General features: G+C 68.0%; 12 protein-coding genes and 1 pseudogene. 3 read left to right on the top strand and 10 right to left on the bottom strand.

Annotation, left to right across the window (positions count from 1 at the left end):
- Positions 1–2: 2 nt before the first annotated feature.
- The 7 genes and pseudogenes from CNQ36_RS35545 to CNQ36_RS00030 form a co-directional block, all read right to left on the bottom strand.
- Positions 3–413 (bottom strand): TnsA-like heteromeric transposase endonuclease subunit, encoded by a 411-nt coding sequence (locus CNQ36_RS35545; RefSeq protein WP_121544393.1) that lies wholly within the window; start codon positions 411–413, stop codon positions 3–5.
- Positions 413–793, bottom strand: coding sequence for a TnsA-like heteromeric transposase endonuclease subunit (locus tag CNQ36_RS35540; RefSeq protein ID WP_121544392.1), 381 nt, complete (start codon positions 791–793; stop codon positions 413–415). The genes CNQ36_RS35545 and CNQ36_RS35540 overlap by 1 nt, the downstream gene beginning before the upstream one ends.
- A 149-nt stretch (positions 794–942) precedes the next feature.
- Positions 943–1401: a hypothetical protein gene (locus tag CNQ36_RS00050; protein ID WP_121544391.1), complete on the bottom strand. Its 459-nt coding sequence runs from the start codon at positions 1399–1401 to the stop codon at positions 943–945.
- A gap of 313 nt (positions 1402–1714) precedes the next feature.
- Positions 1715–2638, bottom strand: a complete 924-nt coding sequence (locus CNQ36_RS00045) for a hypothetical protein (protein WP_121544390.1) — start codon at positions 2636–2638, stop codon at positions 1715–1717.
- 324 nt (positions 2639–2962) lie between these two features.
- A complete protein-coding gene (locus CNQ36_RS00040) occupies positions 2963–3205 on the bottom strand; it encodes a hypothetical protein (protein WP_121544389.1) in 243 nt (80 codons plus the stop codon).
- 166 nt (positions 3206–3371) lie between these two features.
- Positions 3372–4295 (bottom strand): hypothetical protein, encoded by a 924-nt coding sequence (locus CNQ36_RS00035; RefSeq protein ID WP_121544388.1) that lies wholly within the window; start codon positions 4293–4295, stop codon positions 3372–3374.
- A 398-nt stretch (positions 4296–4693) separates the two neighbouring features.
- A pseudogene (locus CNQ36_RS00030) lies at positions 4694–6570 on the bottom strand (helicase associated domain-containing protein); the annotation flags it as partial.
- A gap of 247 nt (positions 6571–6817) precedes the next feature.
- On the opposite strand from CNQ36_RS00030, the gene CNQ36_RS34520 reads away from it, so the two are divergent.
- Positions 6818–6973: a hypothetical protein gene (locus CNQ36_RS34520; RefSeq protein ID WP_163013156.1), complete on the top strand. Its 156-nt coding sequence runs from the start codon at positions 6818–6820 to the stop codon at positions 6971–6973.
- Between the two features lie 129 nt (positions 6974–7102).
- Here the strand turns inward: CNQ36_RS34520 and CNQ36_RS35535 are convergent, their stop codons facing one another.
- Positions 7103–7231: a hypothetical protein gene (locus CNQ36_RS35535; RefSeq protein WP_266104755.1), complete on the bottom strand. Its 129-nt coding sequence runs from the start codon at positions 7229–7231 to the stop codon at positions 7103–7105.
- Positions 7232–7888: 657 nt separating this feature from the next.
- Between CNQ36_RS35535 and CNQ36_RS34515 the strand changes: the two genes are divergently transcribed.
- Positions 7889–8122 carry a hypothetical protein gene (locus CNQ36_RS34515; RefSeq protein ID WP_163013155.1) on the top strand — a complete coding sequence of 78 codons (234 nt, stop codon included), beginning with the start codon at positions 7889–7891 and terminating at the stop codon, positions 8120–8122.
- Between the two features lie 307 nt (positions 8123–8429).
- On the opposite strand, the gene CNQ36_RS00015 is transcribed toward CNQ36_RS34515, so the two are convergent.
- Positions 8430–11351: an NACHT domain-containing protein gene (locus tag CNQ36_RS00015; protein ID WP_121544385.1), complete on the bottom strand. Its 2922-nt coding sequence runs from the start codon at positions 11349–11351 to the stop codon at positions 8430–8432.
- 123 nt (positions 11352–11474) lie between these two features.
- On the opposite strand from CNQ36_RS00015, the gene CNQ36_RS34975 reads away from it, so the two are divergent.
- On the top strand, positions 11475–11684 hold the full coding sequence (locus CNQ36_RS34975) for a hypothetical protein (protein ID WP_206278386.1): 210 nt from the start codon (positions 11475–11477) through the stop codon (positions 11682–11684).
- 123 nt (positions 11685–11807) lie between these two features.
- Here CNQ36_RS34975 and CNQ36_RS00005 read toward each other — a convergent pair.
- The coding region (locus CNQ36_RS00005; protein WP_163013154.1) for a hypothetical protein at positions 11808–13309 on the bottom strand (1502 nt) is incomplete at its 5' end.

Raw genomic sequence — 13309 nt, 5'->3', positions numbered from 1 at the left:
CGTCACGCAGACGCCCACTTGCCTGGTCCTGCTGTCACGGTCACCCGTTCATGCAAGGGCTCGTTCAGCGGGGCTGACAGCGCCCCGGTCCATAGGGCATGGAAGAGGGCTGGGAGAACCCTGATGGTGTCCCCGAGGGCACGGGCTCCTTCGATCAGCGGCCGAGGACGGGCAAAGACCCGCATCGCCCCTTCCAAGAGCGCGGTGTCCCGGTAGCGAGGGTGCCGGTATCCCGACAGCCAGCCCAGGTTGGCGGCGACAACCGGTTCGGGAGGCGAGGCGACCCTGTACTGCCACCCCACCGCGCGTGCCGCCGCTGCCATGACGTCAGCACGGTGTGCGAGCCGGGGAGAGATCTCCCCTCGTCCGGCACAGTCGAGCAGCAGACCGCCGCCGTCGCTGAACCGTGCCATCAGATGCGGCGCATGCGACACCACGGTCCCCTCAGATCCCGGAGCCGGGGAGAGATCTCCCCTCGTCCGGCACAGTCGAGCAGCAGACCGCCGCCGTCGCTGAACCGTGCCATCAGATGCGGCGCATGCGACACCACGGTCCCCTCAGATCCTCGCCAGGACAGGTCTACAGGGCGGCAGGCCATCGCCATGACCGAAGGATCACGGTCCAGCAGCATCACCTGGGTACGCATGACACCCGACCTGTAGTGCACCAGCCGCCCGGTCGTTGCCGACCACCACCAGCCCGGCGCGAAACGACGGCCAGATCGCAGTGGAAACGGACGTACAGGACCGCAGTCCTCCAGACGAACGACACCAGCCGCCTCGCCCCACGGCATCCGCTGTTCTCCACCGTACGGATCCAGGAAACGGGCGCTATATCGACAGGGATAAGCGACTGCCGGGTGCGCCGAAGAACCTTGCTGCCACATGCACCTTCAACCGATGAGCATCCCATCAGGTAATGGCCACGTGGCGGCCTGCTCCCTCACCCGCATTCCAAGCCCTGCTCAGCGAACGCGTGCCGGCGGATCTGACGGCACGGGGCAGCCGCCTGCTGGGACTGGTCCAACACCAACGCCGGCGATTCGAGCGGTCGCCGCGTACGCCTATCGTCCACCAGGACGTCCCGGTGGGAACACGCCGCCGCGTCGATGCGCAGCAGGGAGCGCGTCATGGTGCGGGACGGCGCGGACAGCTCCAGGGCGCGCTGCTGGCTCTCGTTCGCGCGGAGGGCGTCTGCGAGCGTGGTGAAGGCGTGGTGGTGCTTCCGCTCGCCGTACGTCAGCCACGTGTCTGACCGCTCGCCCTCGGGGAGCCGCTCCATGAGGGCGCCGGCGAGTGCGGCGTGGGCCTGCTCGGTCTGTTGGTGCCCTGCGGCCTGGCGGGCCTGGTCGGCGGGGCCGGCCAGCCCCGCCTTCGGGGCGTCGTAGTTGAGCGGCACCATGGCCTCCCGGGCAAGCCCCCAGGCGTGCAGCTGGGGATTGCGGGATTCGGCCGTGGCCCGGGCGGCGGTGGCGAACCAGGCGCGGGATTCCCGGCGGCTGCCAGGTCGTGCAGGACGACCGCGGTCATCCCGGCCATCTGTCCGGCCGTACGCACAGCCGCGCCCGTACCGGGGCGGGCTGCGGGACGGTGAGCAGCGGGCGCAGACCGGCGAAGTCAGCGATCAGGTCGGCCAGGACGGGGGTGGGCGCTTGGCCGTGGTAGCCGTACCCGTAGCTCTCGGCTGCGGCCTCCAGGTCGGCGAGTTTTGATGGTCAAGCCGTATTTATGCGGCTCAAGTCGAGCGGAGTCGGCAGGGTCATGCCCCACGAGACGATGATGTTCGATGGCACCACGGCCTTCTCGACATCGGCACCGGAAGCCTTGATCTCTTCAGGGCCGGTCAGCTTCAACCCACACAGGGGGCAGTCCAGAAGGTCCACCGTTACCTCCGCCCCTGTGGTGGTCGAGCGGATTGGTGTCACCCGGATATGCGCTTCTCCACCACATGCAGGACACGCGAGAGTGGAGATCAGCACGATGAGCCTGTCGTCTTCCCCGGACACCGCAACGGCATGAGGGCCTTCGACGGGTTCCTTGAGTGCCCTCTCCTTGGTGCCCTCAGGTAGTCCCTTGAACCGGTCATCGAAGAGGTGTCGTGCCTGCTTGATCCGGACCTCAACGTCCCGCTGGATCGCGTCTCGCTGCTTGTCGACGGCCACGTTGACCGCGCTGATCCAGCGACCCCAGAACTGCTCAGCCGACATGTCGACGGCCTTCAACAGGATGGCGATGGTCTCGGCAAGTGTCGGCAGCAGAGACCTGGCCTCGTCGCCAACAGTCGTGTGTGCGGTGCCGTTCCGGAGGTCGATCAATCGATCGAGCTGAGGATCAGGCGGGAGCACCTTTATGCGCCGGAGCCGTTGGAGGGCCTCCTTGGCGCCGACAGTGCGGACCTTGTCCTGGTCCAGCTCCAAATCACCGCCGAAGTACAGCAGCAGATCTGAGTTCCCGTTGCGCATTTCGACCAGATAGGTCGGGTTCTTCTTGACCAGGACGGCCTTGGCGAGCCGCTCGACGGCAACGCCACCGTGGAGAGCGAACTCGTCGTACTCGCCGCGCCCGTGGTCCTCCATGGCCTTGTACGCGGCTCTTCCGGAACCCGTCAGGAAGCTCTTGAACGAGAGTGAATCGTCCATGCCAGGACGGTAACCGCACCTGTATACAGGTGCGATCGAATTCGGGGCATCCCCGTTGAGGCCGCTTTCACCCATGTCCCTAACTGGAGTTGCGGGTGATGGAGGGCGGCATGGGCGGCGTGGACGCTCCGGGGATCGGGGCCGCGCTCGCTGGTGTCGCACGTCGGCGCGGCCGCTGTCCGAACTCTGGCGCCTGGTCCTTGCCGTCGTCCCCGTATGACGGCCCGAGTGCAGTGACCGTTGTAGGGGGTGAGCCGCTGGCGGCCCCGGCCTAGGGACCGGGACCACCAGGTTGGCGGAGATGGGATCAGCGGGTGCGCCGGGTCAGCGCTGCTGGATCCACCAGATGATCCACCCAGTCCCGCTCGCGCCCACGGCGCCGGCGGAGCCGCGGACGATGCCGTAGCCCGCCGTACGGGCGAGGCCGCGCAGGCGACGGCGGCGACCGCCGTCCAGCAGCTGCAGCAGCCGGGCCCGGATCGCGGGCCAGATGTGACGCAGCTTGTCGTTGCCCTGGTGGTGCCGGGTCGACGCCGGTCGGTCGGTGCCCTTAGGCTCGTTGAACATGCTGATGGTGCCTCCTTGGGGAGTGACTGTCGGTTTCTTCACTGGGCGGCTCCCTGCTCCAACAGGGGGCCGTCGCCCGTTTTGGGGCGGCGGCCTGCGCCGCGCCCGACCCGCGTTCGCGCCGGACCGGGAGTCATGGGGCCGGGACGTAGCGTCCCGGCGGTGTTCATTCCCGGGCCATCGTCCCCGAGAGCACGGGGACACCGGAGGCGATCCGCAGCGCGGTGCTGGCGGCCCCCGCCGGAGTCCAGGCGGCGGCCGCCGCCTCCCGGTCGGTCTTGTTGACGTTCAGGTCGAACGGCGCGGCGAGCGCCCAGCGCACACCCGTGCTCTGGCCGAAGATGGAGGAGCCGTCCAGATACTGCTCAGTGAGGAACTCGTAGAGCAGCCCCTTCGCCTTCAGCTCCGTGATGCCGCGCCCGACGGTTGCCGGGGAGACCCCGTACCAGGAGGCGAACTGCTTGTCCTTGTACAGGACGAAGGACCGGCTGCGCTGGCTCATGAAGATGAACAGCATCGCCTTCGCCGGCATCGTCAGCGACTTGTAGTAGTCCTGCTCCCAGTACGCGAAGGGCACCTTGAAATAGATGTCCTTGCGGGAGCCCTCCCAGTTGCCTGACGGCAGCGTGTACGGGTCCCCGGAGCCGTCTTCGAGCAGCTTGGTGATGCGGGTCATCCGGCCGTCCGGCGCCGTGCTGATCAGTTTCAGCTTCTTCAGCTTGGCCAGGTGCCGGGAGACCGCGGCGCTCGCCGTGCCGTCGGTGGCGAACGAGATCCCTGCGGCGCGGCCCCATGTCTCGGACCGGCGAGTCACGCCCCAGTCGCCGTCGACGCGACCGCGCGGGAGTGGGCCCCGTGCGGCGACGCAGTGGACCAGGAGGAAGAGCTCCAGCCGCTCGGGGCTGCGCAGCAGGTGACGGAGGGGGCCGGGCTGCGTGACCAGGCGGGGGCCGGGGCGGGCGTCCTGGACGAACGCACGCCGGATGGGGACGGCACGGCTGGAGCGCTTGGACTCGTCCAGCAGCATCCGTATCGTGTCGCCCTGGCTCACGGCCTTGTCCCGCTTGAGCACGGTCAGTTCGGTGTTCACGGGCCCAACTATGCGCCCCAGCGTGGGCGGTTCGGTTGTCGGTTACGGGAGCGCACGCACGGCCGGACGCCCGCTCAGCTCGGCTAGTCGGAAAACATGTGAACACTGATGACCCCGATAGGAAACCTTTGTTCACCAAAAGTCGCAGGCAGGCCCGCATCTGATGCTCGGAACCCCTGCGTGTTCAGATTGCGATCTTTGGCGTTCTGGACGTCAACATTTGACAATCTCATCTCATAACTCCGTGCTAGGGAGGAGACGACCCACGAGCGGGTCCCGCACCGGCCCGGCCGACCTAGACGACGTCCGCCCGCCCGTGCCGACAGCACGAGGCCCCAGGCCTTTCGAAGAGAGGGCCCGGGGTCTGGCGCGGTGGGAGGGAGCAGGCAGAGGCTTTCTCAGTAGTCGTCCCGTTCGGAGGGCGTTCCGTACTGCTCGATGAGGTCGCAGGTGCAGGCACCGCCCTCGTACATCGTCATGTCCCACTCGTCATGGTGGTGCCGTACCGGCGGCCGCTTCGCCGGGACGACAGCCGTGGGCGGGGCGGGAGGCTGGTCGGCTCCGGCCCGGGCGGCGGCCCTGAGCTCCTGGTCCACGACGGCGGAGGCGATCTCGTCCTTGCGCCACTGCTCGGGGGAGTTGTGGCGTACCAGGCCGCCCGCGTAGGCCATGCGCAGCAGTTCGGCCTTGGTGTGCTTCCGGGTCAGCTCGGTGAGGCGCTTCATGCGCGCCAGGCCGCAGGCCACCTCGGCTTCGCTCTCATCGTCCGCCCCTGCGCCGCCCGCGTCGCGCTGCTCCGGCACGGGCGCTTCCGTCGGCGCCAGCTGCTCAGAACCTTCGTCCGTCGGTGCCGGGCCCGCCCAGTCGACGCCCAACGCCGCGAGGGCGGCGAGCTGTTCGGCGCTGAGCTTGTCCCGCCTGGCACGGGTGTTCGAGACCCATACGCCCAGTTTCACGGTCACCGGCTCCGTCTCGCCGTCGACCGCGATCTCCTCAATGGCCCCGCGCGGCACCGGCCGCTGGCCCTCCCGCTCCACCCATTGAGCGAGGGCCTGTACGCCGCGCTGGAACGCCTGTTGGGCCTTGCTCGGGCCCTTCGTCGACCGCGTGGCCGTCGGGGCGGGAGACGGCGCCTCAAGCGGCTGCACGCCCAGCCTGGAGAGGCGCTCCTGCTGCTCGGTGGACAGTTGCGCCCAGGTGCTCGCCTCGCGTTGCCGTGCGAGCCACTTGCCCAGGTCGTCGCCCTCGAACAGGACACCCGGCTGGATGGCCGGCAGGACGCCGTCGGCGTCGACCAGGTCCGCGAGGACGCGGTAGTGGCGTTGCCAGTCGAGTGGCCACGGGCAGTCCCAGTCCGGGTCGATCGCCGCCAGCTGTGCCCCCCGCGCTGCGGCGCGCTCGGGGTCTTTCCCGAGGCCGCCCTTGCGGCGGAGATTGGCCGCGTGCTGCCCGATGGGCACCATGGCCTCGCCCTCGCCCCAGACCTGGTCCTGGCGGGGGGGGCGAGGTGTCCGGTGGCTCGCCGGTAGGACCGGAGTGCGGCGAGCTTGTTCTCCCACGCCTCTTCGCCCGGCTCCCACACCATCCCGGCCTCGGGCGCGTCCAGCAGTTCCTTGCGCCGCTCCTCCAGCTCCCCAGCCCGCAGGGCCTTGCGCTGCTGGTGTACCCACCGCCCGAGCGGGAACGCCTTGGTCGCTCCGACCTCCGCCTCGACGTCGTAGGGAACGGCGTAGAGGCCGGTGATCTCGTGTTTCTTCCGCCAGCGCAGCAGGGCCTGGTAGCCCTCGAGCCAGACCAGCGATTCGGGGCGGTAGACGCGGGTGCGTAGGAACGCCGCGATCGTTGCCGGGTCGCGCGGGGTGGAGAAGTGCAGCAGCGCCGACTCGACCGCACCGTCGGTGTCGTCCCGCTCCTGGCCCTCGCCTTCGCCCTTGCCGCCGGCCTCGACGATCCGCCTGTCCTCGTCACGCTGGATGTGGACCTTGCGTTTGCCGCTGGTGAGTGCGCGGGAGGCGAGCTGCTCGACGAGGCGTTCATCGTGCGAGCGCAGGCCCTGGAGGACGGCTACGAGCGGCTTGAAGCTTGTGGAGGCGACCATGTCGGTCGGGTCCTCGCCGGGCTCCAGGAACACCGGCACGATGATCCTGGCTACCTTGGTGGAGCCGTCGCGGTTGAGCCGGAGCGCGCGGCCGATGTTCTGGACGATCTCGACCTGGGAGCCGCGGGTGTCGGCGAAGCAGACGGCTTCGACTCCGCGCTCGCCGGTGATGTCCATTATCTAGATGTTGTGGAGATGGCAGGGATGTTTGTTGTGGGGGTGACCTGCTGTTAAGTCATGCTTTTGACACCTGCGGTCTGGCGCGTGCGGGTGTCTGTCGGCGGCGATAACGTCGCGGGTTGCTGGGGTTTGCTGGCGATGAGAAGCCTGCTGCCGTGTCCTGGGGAAGTGATGCCGGATGGGGCTGTCGGTAGGGCTGCGGATAAGGCGGGAAACCGGTACGAGGACTGGTGGACCGCGGCGGGTGGCAGATCTCCTGCGGGGGCGGGCGTCGAGGATCCGTCTGGAGCCTCCGGGCCGGGCGGGCGCCGGGATTGAGTTCCTGATCGAGGAGACCGACGGCATCTGGTGCGAGCAGGTGAAGGACGTCCCGTCCAAGTGGCCGTGGAGCCTACAGTAGTAGTGCTTCGTTAGGTTGTGGGTTGTCTGTGGCTGCTCCGGGGGCGGGGCGGGGGCGTCCGCAGGTGGGTGCAGGTACCGGTCCAGCACCTCAGCAGGTCCCGGAGAACGTCGAGGACCTGGTAGAGGGTCAGGCCGGTGTGCGGACTTTTGGGTCGAGCCGCCTGAGGGTGAGGAATGCCTGAGCGGCGGTGACGAGGGTGACGTGGTGGTGCCAGGTGCGGCCCTCGGCCGGCGAGACCCACGTGCTGTTCTTCACGAGACCGAAGCCCGCGAGTGGGCCACCAGCGGCAAGAAGGCCGCCGACGGCCCGAACCCCGCAGCCCTTCCCGCGCAGGCCAGCCCGGTGCGGATGCAGAAGCCGCCCACGTCCGACACTCAGCCCGCTGCCGTGCCCGCGGACTCGCTTGCTGACGTCTGGAGCACCACGCTGACCACGGCGGCGCCCGACCCGGCCCCGGCTCCGGCCGCCGACCCAGCGGCGACGTCGCCGGCGGCCCCGGTCGACGACGACCAGGCGATGGGGCTACGCGACGCCGCCGAACACCACCTGCCTTACACCCTCACCGCGCTGCGCTACGCCCGCGTGTGCTATGGAGCGGGGGCCGCCGGTGAGAGTGCGGTCGCAGCTTCGACAACGCCCCGCCCTCAGATCCAGGGTCCGGTAGGCCGGTTGTCCTGATCCGCCCCCGAGTCAGCTTGGCCCTGGGATGATCAAGCCGTTACTGGACAGCAGCGAAAGGTGAGGGGGAGCGCGGTGTGGGACTACTCGGAACTCAGCGCGGAGGCACGCAAGCTAGGAGGCCCTGATGCCCTACGGGCGGCCTACGTCCAGCTCGGGCGACGGCTAGGCCAGCGGCGAGCCTTCATTCTCGGTGCCCTTGCCGTCGGCGTGCCGGTGGCTGGGTGGAAGGTCTTGAAGGACTACCGCGACCGCCGCGCCGTCGCCGCTTCCCAGGCCACGGTCGTGACCTCCGAGACCGCGCCCGCGACGGAGGAGGCCGTAGTCGCCGAGGCGGAGGCTGTAGTCACGGCCGTCGACGTCGCGCCGGTGGTCGATGAGCCGGAGCCGGAGTCCGCCGCCGAGTCCTCACCCTCGGCCACCGCAGCCCAGTCCACCCCATCGGACGGCGGACACTTCAGCGCGTAGGGGCGCGAACGCCCCAGCGCTGACTGCCGGGAAGGGCCAGGCTAGGACTCCTCGGTCCTCCCTCGCGTAGTGCACCGGCCACTCGACCGGGGCCTCCCGGTACGGGCGCACCCTTGGCAGCAGTTCGGTGAGCGGCGAAGGATGCTAGTAGCCTCGCCTACTCCTCTTCGTCGACCCCCTTTCTCAAGTTGCGGAAGGGGTCCGGAACGCCAGGGCGTTCGCTCCGACCACGGGGATCGTTGGCACTGGCGGCTGCCCGCTGCGCGGTGGCGTAGTGGCGTTCGGCGGCGGCTGACGGGGCTGACGGTCACGTCTGGATGGGCCGTGGACGGGGGAAGAGCGTGAATCGTTCTGGAGCGAATCCCTCCAGACCGGTGAGCGAGATGCGATCGGCGTTGTAGAGGTGGATCTCCACGTTCATAAGGGACTGGAGAGGGGCTAGATCGTAGGCAACGTCTGCGAGAGCGTTGATCCTTAGCTGCTCAAGATTCGGAAACCGGTCCGGGATCAGGTCGAGGCGGATGTCGGACCGAGACACAGAGAGCCCGAGACGATTGACGGTGGCCATGAGGGGGGCGTTGGCGAAGTCGGCGTCGGTGACCTGAAGGCTGGTCAGCTGAGGCAGCTCCGCGAGCTCGGCCCATTCCAGTGCGTCCATGACATGGTTGACGACAACGTCTTCGAGCATGGCCCACTGGGTGATGCCGGTGATGGAGGCCTCTATCTGGCCGCCGAGCCAAAGCCTTGTGAGAGTTGGCGAGGCGGGCAGGGTATGCAGCGTTCTCCACGGCAGGACGGTATAGAGCAGCAGTTCACGCAACTGTGGGAGATTGTTGAGCGCCTGGAAGGAGAAACCCTCAGGCAGGTCCAGCAGGTTCAGCTTCTGCAGGGGCAGTCTGGCGAGATGGTGTAGGCCGTCGACGGGTGTCGAGGGGCCAAGAGCCAACGAGCGCAGCGCGGCCAGAGACCGAACGAACGACAGGCTGTGCAGCGAGGGCCCCTCCATGCCCCGGAGGTACAGGGATGTGGTGTGTTCCGGGGAAAGATGCTCGAGGATGTCTGACGGGGTGAGTGCCAGCTCGAACGAGATGAGTTCGATCGGTGTCAGCAGCGGGAGAGCGTCAAACTGCGCACGAGTCCGGACGGTGACATGCAGGCGATCCCGGACAAGGCGGAGGATGTCGCGGGCGTAATCGGCTGCCTCAAAGTTGGTCCAGCCCAGCATCAGTTCGTGGCGCGGCACCGAGGGGGCGACAGTCGGGACGAAATGTTGCAGGTACGCATAAGCTTGGTCGCCGCCCATGGCTGCGGCAGTGCGCAACACGGCAATGATCTCGTCTTCGGGCAGTCCGTCGGCGGTGGGTGGCAGTAGGTCCAGAATGCCGGGACCCAGCGCGGACAGGGTGTTTGCTTCCTGGAGAGTGCGGGGCGGCATCAGGGCTGCGGCGCGCGCCGTGACCTTATGGCGCGTGTCAGGGGCTACTTCGGTGGCGTAGTGCATGCTGGCGGCCGCCAGGAGGTGCAGCCTGGGCCGGTGCTCGTTCTCAGCATCACCGCGTTTAATGAGGCGGCGTAGCAGATCTGCGCTTTCAACAGGCCTGGCGTGGGCGACGGCCATGCGTATGACGTCCTCCCATTGGTCGTCATGGGCATTGTTGACCAGCAGCGGAAAGTCATGGGCCTCGATGGCGGCTTTTGCCCCGAGATAGTCCTGGAAGGTGCGGTGGACGAAGTCGATGGTGTCCATGGTGGGCTTGCGCAGCAGCCCGCTGCGGCCGACCAGATGCGTCAGGACCTGGTCGGCTGTGCCCTGCTCGGCCACAGTCGGCATAGCTGGCAGAGCGTCGTCGACCAGGGCTGTCGCGGTAGTCCGTTCCATCTCGGTCTGGCGGTTGCGGATGAGCCAGTAGGCCAGGCGCTGCAGCAACTGGACGCTCTGGTGTTCGGTGAGCTGAATGCCTTCCGGGACATCGATACTGCGTTCAAGGTCACGGCGCACTAGAAGCATCGACAGTGCTGCCTCATACAACTCCATGCGGCTGTGGGGCAGGTGACCGCGGCGGTCCCGGTGCAGTGCGCAGATCAACGCACACATCAGGGGTGTGCTGGACAACTGCGCCAGGTCACGCTGAGCACGCACTGTCACCTGGAGCGCTGCTTCGAGATCATGCAGCTGTGACCGTTCGGCGTCGGTTGCTGCACTTTGCCGGGCGGCGGTATGCCACCGGCCGACGAAGAGTCCAATGTCAGCGGCACTCATAGGCCGTACTGACAGTTCGGTGAAGCGCGACGAAGCCAGCCAGCCTTCGGGTACAGCGGACGGACGCGTGGTGACCACGAAGCGTGCGTCCCCGTAGGCTGCCAAGAGCCGCTCGAGCCAGTCCCGGGTGGCGCCTCGGTGCTCTTGAGGAACCTCGTCGATGCCGTCGACCAGGACGAGTGCTTCCCCCCTGGCGAGTACGGCATCGGCCCAGCCTTCAGGTTGTGAGGCGGCCAGGGGGGTGCCGACCGCAGAGAGGAAATCCTGCGGCTCTGGAAGGGGCCCACGCCTCACCAGCGTCCGCAGCGGCAGGACGAACGGAATCCGCCCCCGCCAGTCTGCCAGTTCTGCCGGCAGCTCGTCGCGCGCCATGGCGACAGCCAGCCACTGCAGCAGCGTTGTCTTTCCGCTGCCAGCGAGCCCTCGCAGAAGCACGCGTCGGCAGTCGGCCAACGCGTGTTCGGCACGCTTCACCACGACGGATGGCCGGTTCGGCTCCTCACTGCCTGCAGGCCAGTTTTCCGGCCGCTCCGCCAGTTCCAAGCTCAAATACGCCGCGTCCAGCGGCCAGCGCGCACGTTCCGGCCGGCTCAGGTCCAGCCCTACGACGGTCAGCTGGGAATGCCGCTCTGTCACGTAGCTGAGGTACCGCTCCTCGAACGAGGGCTGCACTCTGGGCCGCACCGACTTGCGGGTGACTCTCCTCGGCAAGCCCTGGCGCACCTGCGGTACGCGGGCGGCGGTGTCGCGTAAGGCCAGCAATGGCTCCACATCCGCGCCCAGTGCCTTCGCCAAGGCCACCAGTGTGTTCTCGGAGGGCGCCACTTGGCCGTTCAGCGCCTGGCTGATCGTTGTCCGCCCCAGCCCGGTCCGCTGCTGCAGCCCACCCATCTGCAGACCCCGCTGCGCCCTGAGGGTGCGTAGCCGTAGCGCGAGTTCCGCCAGCGGATCCTCGTACACGTCCCCCATGTCCTGCTTCTCCGTCTCCCAGGCGACCGTCTTCGTTCATCTTTGTTCGCCCTGAACCCCGGTGAACACCAGAACCGCGAAATTCGCCGGAGTCCCCGTCGTCGGTTGTCCTGGGAAGAAGGCATGAACACCTCATCCATTCACCTGATCCTGCTGGCCCTGCTTCTGGCCGTCGTCGGTCTCTTCTGCACGCTCGTAGGAGCAGCGGCCGGTCTGCTCGCTCGTATCGACGGAGCCACCTATGCCACCGCTCTGCTGCGCGGTGGCGTGGCCTTCGCGGGCAGTGCCACCCTGTCCCTGGCGCTGCTGACCTTCGTCCTCGCGGTGCTGTAAACCGCGGATGCTTTGTCCTACTACCTGCAGGCGAGAGCATGGCGCCCGCCCGTGGCGGGCGCTGTTACTCCTCGGCGCTGGGGCCCGGCCAGTGTCAGGGCGTCGACTACAGGACAGGGATTATCAAGGGGTGGTGGCGGGGCATGGTGTGTTTGTTGTGGATGGTGGGCTGGCTGTGGGGGTGGCTGCTGAGCGCACGAGAGCGGACATGTGTTGTCGGAGCTCGTTTCGCAGGGCGCGGTGGGTTTCTAGGGCTGATGTGTGGTCGAGGGCGTGGGCGATGGCGAGGGGCACGCGGCACCCGGGTTCGTATGCTGCTGTGGTGATGGCTGCTTCGACGGCTGGAGTGGGGTTCTCCTGGAGTCCGCGGGTGAGGGAGAAGGCTGCTGCGGCGCGGACTTGGTACTGCGGATCGCCGGTGAGAGCGACCAGCGTTCCCTGGATGACGGGGTCGTTCGTGTGGTAGCTGAGGGCGGTTACGAGGCGTGAGGCTGATTGGCGTTGTGAGGCGGAGCCGCGCAACCAGGTGAGGATGCGGTGGAGCACCGTGTTGCTATCGACGGCGCCGAGGGCGAGGCCGAAGGCGAAGGCTGCCTCGGTGAGGTCCCCGGCTTCGTCGATCAAGCCCGGTACCCCCCTGATTGTGGGCAGTCCCGTCTCGAAGGCAGCCCGCAGACGGGCGGCAGCTGCGGCGGGGAGCTGGTCGGCGCGTGTGGTGAGGGCGCGGACGGCCCCTGCTTTGTGCTCTTGGGCGACCTGAGGATCGAGCACGATGTCGATGACGGGGTCCCAGCGGGCATGCTCGGGGAAATGAAAGCTGCACAGTGCCAGGAGGCGCGCCCAGTCCCAGCCCCCGAGTCCCCAGCTGTTTCGGTGAGCTTCCTCGAGTTGCTGCTGGCAGTGAGAAGCGGCCAGGCCGATCACGTGCTGGCCGGTGCGGGGGGCGAGGTCCGCCGGTGACCGCACTTCGCCGATGGCGTCGATGTCGCCGGTTTCGGTGCGGCGCAGCAGCTCGGCTTCGGCCGCGGAGTCGCCGCAGGCGATCAGTACGCCCAAGAACGCGGCGGACATGCTGGGGCTGCTGTGGCCTGTTGCGGCCGCGAGCAGCCGGCTGGAGGAGGCTGCGACGGCAGAAGGCCTCAGGTGCGCAGCGAGTTTGATCAGGTCGGTTTCCGCAGGCGCGCCCGGCCGGTCGGGCAGGATGCGCAGGAGCACGTCTGCTGCTGCCGCGTGGACCGCGTCGCTGGCTGCGGGCAGGACCCGCCAAAGAGCCCTGTGCGCGTAGTGATCGATGGAGAACGTCGGTCGTACGCGTTGCGCGAAGGGGTCAGGGTCTTCGAGCAGGGTCAGACAGTGGTGTCCTGCCTGATCGGCCAGTTCGGGCGGGAGGAGGTCTCCGGCGTGCCGCAGAAGGGCCAGCTTCGACGACGCGTTGGTGTGGGTCCATGGCGCCGTCACCGACCGCTGTATGGCGGCTTGTACCGGGCTGGCGGGCCCTGCCGCCCATAGACGTTGAACAGCGGTCTGCAGTGTTTTGGTGCAGCCGAAGCGTCTCAGTTCGTCGAGTGTGTCCTCCAGGCCGCGGGCGTGAGCGCCGAGCGGAATCTGGCGAGGCTGGCTGTCCT

This window comes from Streptomyces fungicidicus (genome assembly GCF_003665435.1).
Lineage (GTDB): Bacteria > Actinomycetota > Actinomycetes > Streptomycetales > Streptomycetaceae > Streptomyces > Streptomyces fungicidicus.
The sequence above is the reverse complement of the archived record's forward strand: the minus strand, read 5'-3'. Positions and strand labels throughout refer to the sequence as shown.

What these genes read in the sequence shown, in the direction of transcription:
- CNQ36_RS35545 (WP_121544393.1), bottom strand. Translation starts at nt 413, where the DNA reads ATGGCACGGTTCAGCGACGGCGGCGGTCTGCTGCTCGACTGTGCCGGA.
- CNQ36_RS35540 (WP_121544392.1), bottom strand. Translation starts at nt 793, where the DNA reads ATGCCGTGGGGCGAGGCGGCTGGTGTCGTTCGTCTGGAGGACTGCGGT.
- CNQ36_RS00050 (WP_121544391.1), bottom strand. Translation starts at nt 1,401, where the DNA reads ATGGTGCCGCTCAACTACGACGCCCCGAAGGCGGGGCTGGCCGGCCCC.
- CNQ36_RS00045 (WP_121544390.1), bottom strand. Translation starts at nt 2,638, where the DNA reads ATGGACGATTCACTCTCGTTCAAGAGCTTCCTGACGGGTTCCGGAAGA.
- CNQ36_RS00040 (WP_121544389.1), bottom strand. Translation starts at nt 3,205, where the DNA reads ATGTTCAACGAGCCTAAGGGCACCGACCGACCGGCGTCGACCCGGCAC.
- CNQ36_RS00015 (WP_121544385.1), bottom strand. Translation starts at nt 11,351, where the DNA reads ATGGGGGACGTGTACGAGGATCCGCTGGCGGAACTCGCGCTACGGCTA.
- CNQ36_RS34975 (WP_206278386.1), top strand. Translation starts at nt 11,475, where the DNA reads ATGAACACCTCATCCATTCACCTGATCCTGCTGGCCCTGCTTCTGGCC.